The sequence below is a fragment of the Herbaspirillum sp. NPDC101396 genome (genome assembly GCF_044767365.1).
Taxonomy (GTDB): domain Bacteria; phylum Pseudomonadota; class Gammaproteobacteria; order Burkholderiales; family Burkholderiaceae_D; genus Herbaspirillum.
Map to the genome: position 1 here is coordinate 1087033 of NZ_JBIWNT010000001.1, position 6199 is coordinate 1093231.

The 6199-nt window shown below is 60.8% G+C and carries 6 protein-coding genes; all 6 read right to left on the reverse strand.

The features are described from left to right. Nucleotides 1-48: 48 nt before the first annotated feature. Nucleotides 49-1335 carry a TRAP transporter large permease gene (locus tag ACIROY_RS04890; protein ID WP_402340108.1) on the reverse strand — a complete coding sequence of 429 codons (1287 nt, stop codon included), beginning with the start codon at nt 1333-1335 and terminating at the stop codon, nt 49-51. Continuing rightward, nucleotides 1319-1951, reverse strand: coding sequence for a TRAP transporter small permease (locus ACIROY_RS04895; protein WP_402270553.1), 633 nt, complete (start codon nt 1949-1951; stop codon nt 1319-1321). The genes ACIROY_RS04890 and ACIROY_RS04895 overlap by 17 nt, the downstream gene beginning before the upstream one ends. A 2-nt stretch (nt 1952-1953) precedes the next feature. Next, nucleotides 1954-2970 carry a TRAP transporter substrate-binding protein gene (locus ACIROY_RS04900; protein ID WP_402270551.1) on the reverse strand — a complete coding sequence of 339 codons (1017 nt, stop codon included), beginning with the start codon at nt 2968-2970 and terminating at the stop codon, nt 1954-1956. A 95-nt stretch (nt 2971-3065) separates the two neighbouring features. Continuing rightward, the gene (locus ACIROY_RS04905; protein ID WP_402270549.1) at nt 3066-4025 is read right to left on the reverse strand and encodes an SMP-30/gluconolactonase/LRE family protein; all 960 of its coding nucleotides are present in this window, start codon (nt 4023-4025) and stop codon (nt 3066-3068) included. A gap of 284 nt (nt 4026-4309) precedes the next feature. Next, the gene (locus ACIROY_RS04910) at nt 4310-5218 is read right to left on the reverse strand and encodes a LysR family transcriptional regulator (RefSeq protein WP_402270547.1); all 909 of its coding nucleotides are present in this window, start codon (nt 5216-5218) and stop codon (nt 4310-4312) included. 387 nt (nt 5219-5605) lie between these two features. Beyond that, nucleotides 5606-6199 (reverse strand): ABC transporter ATP-binding protein (locus ACIROY_RS04915; protein ID WP_402340111.1); only part of this gene is annotated, 594 nt, incomplete at its 5' end.

The window sequence follows — 6199 nt, forward strand, 5'->3', positions numbered from 1 at the left end:
TACTCAAAATGCATTCAAAAAAGTGCGACTGAAATCAGAACGTTTCGCTTATTTAACCAGCAGCGTCGGCAACCACGTCACCAGATGCGGAAACACGGAGATCAGGATCAGCACGACCAGCGACCAGCCGAGGAACGGCAAGGTCTCCACCGCGACCGACCAGATCCGCACCTTGCCGATGGCGGAGGTAATCAGGATCAGCAATCCCACCGGCGGATGCAGCATGCCGATCATCAGATTGACGATCACCACCGTGGCGAAATGGATGGGGTCGATGCCCAGCGCCGCCTGGATCGGCAGCAGCGTCGGCACGAACATCACCAGCGCCGGCAGCGGTTCGAACACCATCCCGACCACCAGCAGCATCACGTTCACCACGAGCAGCACCACCAGTGGGTCCTTGGAGATTCCCAGCACTGCGTGCGAGATCGTGGTGGCGATGTGGGCCTCGCTCATCAGCCACGAGAACGGCCCCGCTGCTGCGAGCAAGAACATGATCACCGCAGACGTCTTACCCGCCGAAAAGAACACCTTGGCCAGATCGCGGAAACGCAGGTCGCGGTAAATCAGCACACCCACCACGATAGCGTAGATGCAGATCGCGCCGCCGGCTTCGGTCTCGGTGATCCAGCCGGAACGGATGCCGACGATCACCAACAGCGGCACCATCAGCGCCCAGATCGCGATACGCGTACTGCGCACCTGCTCGCGCCATTGCACGCGCGGCTTGGCCAGGTAGTGATGGCGCTTGGCGGTATAGGAACAGATCGTCACGAAACCGCCGAACAACATCATGGCCGGCACGATGCCCCCGAGGAACAGCTTGGCGACAGAAATGTTCGCGATCACGGCGTAGATCACCATCGGGATCGACGGCGGCAGGATCGGCCCCAGCAAGGCGCCGGCGGCGATGACGGCGGCGGCGTAGCCGGGCTTGTAGCCTTCCTTCTTCATGGCCGGGATCAGCATCGCGCCGGTCGCGGTGGCGTCGGCCACGGCGGAACCGGAGATGCCGGCCATGACCAGGTTGGTGGTCATCGCGACTTGCGACAGGCTGCCGCGGAAATGGCCGACCATGGCGGTAGCCCATTCCACCAGCCGGCGCGTGAGGCCGCCCTGGTTCATGATCTCGCCGGCCAGCACGAACAGCGGCACCGCCACCAGCGCAGCGCTGTCGACGTTGGACATCAGCGTCATCGGCGCCATCACCGGATCGACCGGGCTGCCGGCATGGAAGAACATGCCCGCCAGCGCCGCGACGATCATCGAATAGCCGACGTCGAGCCCGATCATCAGCAACAGGAAGAACATCAATACGCTAATGATGATGATCATCGTCGTCCTCCTTCGGGGAAAAACGGAAGCGGCCGCCGGTGCAACGATCGGCCAGGCGCAGCAGCAGGAACACGATCATCAGGCCCATGCCGCTGAGCAAGGCGGTATACATCATCTCGTAGGTCATCGACGTGCCCATGATGACCTGATAGCCGCCCACTTCCAGCAAAGGCAGGCCCACCATCAGGATGATGACCGACACCGCCAGCATCGCGAGGTCGAGCACAATCGCGATCGCGTTGCGGAAACGCGGCGGCGCAAAGTGACTCAGCAACTCGATGCGGATGTTGACGCGATCGCGCACGCCCGCTGCGATGCCGATGAAGGTCAGCCACATCAGGCCGACGCGGGCATATTGGTCATAGGCATCGAAGGTCGACTTGACGACGTAGCGGTCGATCACCTGGCCCACGGTGAATATCAGCACCGCCGCCAGCGCCGCCACCAGGACCACGCGCGTGGCCATGTCGAGCACTCTGACCGGCAGCGGCGCGGTTTGCCTGTCATCGCGATTGTCCTCACGATCGCGGCGTGCGGCTTCTTCCCGTTCATCGCCATCGTGCGTCCTGAGCGGCTGCTTGACCATGACCGCCTCCAGGGGATCGGTGATGTTCATGATCAATCACCCTGCTCTTTGTGGACGCGATCAACCAGACCGGCCGGCCACAGCTTGCCGTCCTGACTCTTTTCCACGCCGGCAAATGCTGCGCGGAAGGCGGCCTTGTCGGGTACGACATAGGTGGCGCCGGCGGCCTTGAGGGTGTCGATACTTTCCTTTTCAAACTTCTTGGTCAGGTCGGTGGTCACCGCGCCGGCTTCCTGCGCGGCTTTTTTGAACATGGCCTTGTCGGCGTCGGAGAGTGTCTTCCACAGTCGTTCGGAAACGAAGAAGCCGACGATTTCATAGACGTGATCGGTGGCCGACCAGAACTTCGCGGTCTCATGGTATTTGGCCGGAATGGACAGATCGAAGCCGTTGTCCTGGCCGTCGATCATGCCGCGCGAGAGCGCGCTGTAGATTTCCATCATGCCCATCGGCGTTACCTGCACGCCGATGCGCTCGAACGACGCTTTCAGGATCGGAATGGTCGGAATCCGCAAACGCATGCCGCGCAGGTCTTCCGGCTTGCGGATCGGTCCCTTGGTGGTCTGGATGGCGCGCGCGGAACGCTGGCCCCAGGCGCCGAAGACGCGCACGCCAGAAGAAGCGGCGACCTTTTCATAGATGCCGTTGAATTCGGCGTTGTTCAGGATCTTTTCCGCCCACTCGCCGTTCTTGAACAGGTAAGGAACGTAAATGATGTTGAGCGGTTCGCCGCCGCGCACGAAGCTGATCGACGACAAGCCGAAGTAGCCCATGTCGACGGTGCCGACCTGCATGGCTGACAGCAATTGAGGAATGTCGCCGAGCTGGCCGTCGGTATAGAGGCTGACCGAATAGCGTCCTTTGCTTTCCTTGTCGACCAGTTCCTTGAAGTGCTGCAGCGCTTTATGCCAGGGGCTGTTGGTGATGGCGATGGTCGCCATCTTGATGGTCTTGGGCTGAGTCTGCGCCACGGCCTGGCCGCTCAAGGCGGATAAACCCGACACGCCGATGAAGGCTGCAAATAAGCCTACGAACAATTTGTTTCGCATTTTTGTCTCCTTGCTGGTCTATAGTCCCGCTTATGGAATGCGGGTAGGAAAAACCTTGCGTCGCCGCCTGTGCCGGCGGCTGGCGCAAGTGGTGTTCAGAACTCCCAGTGCACCGGCGCCGCGCCGGCGACCGGCGAGCGGAAACTGGCGACGCGCTGGCCGAACAGCGACGCCAGATAAACGGTTTTCAGGTCGGGGCCGCCGAAGCTGATGCCGGACAGATTGGCCATCTTGCGCTGGCCGCCGGAATCCAGATGCTTGCGCGTATAGGTGCCGTTCTGGAATGCCTGCTCCACTTCTTCCAGCCAGGTGCGGTCGACGTCTTCAAGCACCACATGCTGCTTGCCGTCGGGGGTGGCGCGGATGACGCGGTTGCTGACCACGCTGACGATCCAGATGCCGCCTTCTTCATCGAACGTGAATCCGTCGGGGAAGGTGCCGGCGCCGTACTGTGCGAAGACTTCCTTGCGGCCCAGGCTGCCGTCGTCGCGGATCGGAAAACGACTGGTGCAGCGCGCAATGGTTTCGTTGACATACAGCCATTTGCCGCTCGGGTCGACGATGGCTTCGTTGGTGAAGCCGATGCCTTCGGCGACCACCCGTGCGCCACGATCGTCGATCAGCACGATGTAGCCGTCGGCATGTCCCTTCTTCATCGATTGCTCGCGCGGCACCAGGCGTGTACTGACCGTGACCCAGGTCCGCCCGAGGCGATCGATGCCGACGAAGTTGGTCGGCTCCAGTTTACGGCCGTTCAGCTCCAACAGCAGCGGCGACATTTCACCGGTGCGCGACATGTGCCAGACACCCCCGCCCGGCCCGAGATCGGCCATCAGGAAGTCCCTGTTCGGGAGCAAGGCGATGCCGTTGGGCAAGAACCCTTCCGGCGCACCGCGCGCCATCGTGCGCTCAGTAGTGCCGTCGGGATGGATGATGTTGATGCCGCCGCGGCGATCCGGCAAAAACAGATCGCCGGATTTGGTGGCAAGTACGCATTCTCCTCGTTCGATATCGTTGCCGATGAATTCGACGTCGTCTGGCGTCAGGGTCAGCATGGGGACTCCTCACAGTGAAATTGTCTCGAAATAATGTGTGATTGGCAGTGCAGCATTTCGCTGCCCGCCGCTCTTTATGGATTTCACAGCCGGCTGTCGGAACAGCAGGCATGGAGGGATTCTGTGGCTTGGCCTTCGGAGCAACAAGCAATCATTCAGAAATCCCCCCATCTCGAAACGAGATGGCTCGGAAACTGAAATGAGGAGTTGCACACCGGACGGTGACGGAAAGGGATGGTCTGAAAAACTGCCCTCGGACGAACAAGGATCTGCTTGTCTGCTTGTTATGTGCGATGGAGATTCATGACGTCGAACAGGCTGTGCTGGAAGCGCTCCTCGACGCCGCGCTGCTTCATGTGCTCGACAAATGCCTTGGCGGCGGGTGTCAGTTGCGCCCCTTCGCGCACGGCGATGCAGATCATGGGACGCGCCCACGAATCGCTGAGCGGAATGAATTTGAGGCCGAAGGTCTGGCCGTGAGAATGAGCAAAGAACAGCGGCACCACGCCGATGCCCATGCCGCATGCCACCATGCGGCAGATGGTTTCATACGAGATCACCCGGATATGCGTGTGCTTGGGCTGGTTGAAATTGAGCGCTGCGTGATCGAGAAGCGAGGCCATGGCGCTGGCGCGGGACAACTCGACCTGCTCATATTCCAGCGTATCGACATAGGCGATCTGCTTGTGTGCTGCGAGAGGATGGCCGATCGGCATCACGACAGCAAGACTCAGCGTGCGATACGGAAAGGTCTGTAATCCTTCGAGGCTGGAAATCTCCGGGGCAATGCCGACGTCGGCATTGCCTTCGACCACGGCACGGAAAATGACCGGCGTGGACGATTCTTCCAGTTCGATCTTGATGCCGTGATGGACCCCGACGAAATCCTGAATGTCGCCCGGCAGGCGCGACGACAACGACGACACACTGGCCTGCACTTTGACGCGACCGCGCACGCCTTCGACGTATTCCGACATTTCGCCGTACATGCGCTCCATGGTCTGCAACAGCATGCGCGCATGATGCTGCAAAGCCTCACCGGCGGGCGTCGGTGTCACGCCTTTGACGCTGCGTTCGAGCAAGGGAACACGGAACAAGGCTTCCAACTCGCCGATGCGCTTGCTGACCGCGGAGGCGACAATGCATTCGCGCGCGGCGGCCTTGGCAATGCTGCCTTCTTCCAGAATTGCCAAAAACAATCGAACGGAAAATGGATCGATATTTCGCAAAATCTCGCTTCTTCAGTCGGTCGGATCGGATTCGGGAACACCCGAAAATCGCCAGCGTTCAGGCGGCGGATGTCGGCGTCAGGCACTTAGAATACGCTTGTTTGCAGACAGGCGCATGGCGCCGGCCAGGACGGAGAAGAAGTACCGCGGCGGAGAAGAGAATCGCCGCGACGTTGAGGCAGGATCGGCATGCCCGCGTACCAACATGGACTCTTTCCGGTCCTCAAAAAAGAAAAGGTGCGCCGCGGCGCACCCTAGTCAGGTCTCAGAGGTATGTCTCCTCCTTAATATACCCTGCGTCCAGCGTGCTGGACGCCTGAGTATCCGGTTGCCGGCTTGGCGTTTTAATAATTAGTGATGTGCGCCACCGCCGAGATATGCTGCTTGCACCGCCGGGTCGTTCTGTAGCTTGTCGGCCGGGCCGTGCACGGAAATCTTGCCGTTTTCCAGGACGTAGCCGTAGTCGGCGACGTTCAATGCTGCTGCGGCGAATTGTTCCACCAGCAGCATCGTAATCCCCTGTTCCTTCAAACGCAAGATGATGCGAAACACCTCTTCGACCAGGATGGGCGCGAGGCCCATCGATGGTTCGTCGAGCAGGATCACTTCCGGATTGAGCATCACGGCGCGGGCCATCGCAAGCATCTGCTGTTCGCCGCCGGACAAGGTGCCGGCCAGTTGCGTCTGGCGCTCCTTGAGGCGCGGGAACAGTTCCAATGCGCGTTCCAGATCATGGGCGATGTCGCCCTTGGGACGTGCCCGCGTGAAGCGCGGGAACGCGCCCAGCAGCAGGTTGTCGGTGACGCTCATGGTGGCGAAGACGCGACGGCCTTCGGGCGAATGGGCCAGGCCGGCGCGCGCGATCTTGTGCGAGTCCTGGCCGGTGACGTCCTTGCCGCCCAGGGTGACGGTGCCGCCCTTGGGCTTGATCATGCCGGAGATGGC

Coding starts and splice junctions, on each gene's coding strand:
- ACIROY_RS04890 (WP_402340108.1), bottom strand. CDS start 1,335: ATGATCATCATCATTAGCGTATTGATGTTCTTCCTGTTGCTGATGATC.
- ACIROY_RS04895 (WP_402270553.1), bottom strand. CDS start 1,951: ATGAACATCACCGATCCCCTGGAGGCGGTCATGGTCAAGCAGCCGCTC.
- ACIROY_RS04900 (WP_402270551.1), bottom strand. CDS start 2,970: ATGCGAAACAAATTGTTCGTAGGCTTATTTGCAGCCTTCATCGGCGTG.
- ACIROY_RS04905 (WP_402270549.1), bottom strand. CDS start 4,025: ATGCTGACCCTGACGCCAGACGACGTCGAATTCATCGGCAACGATATC.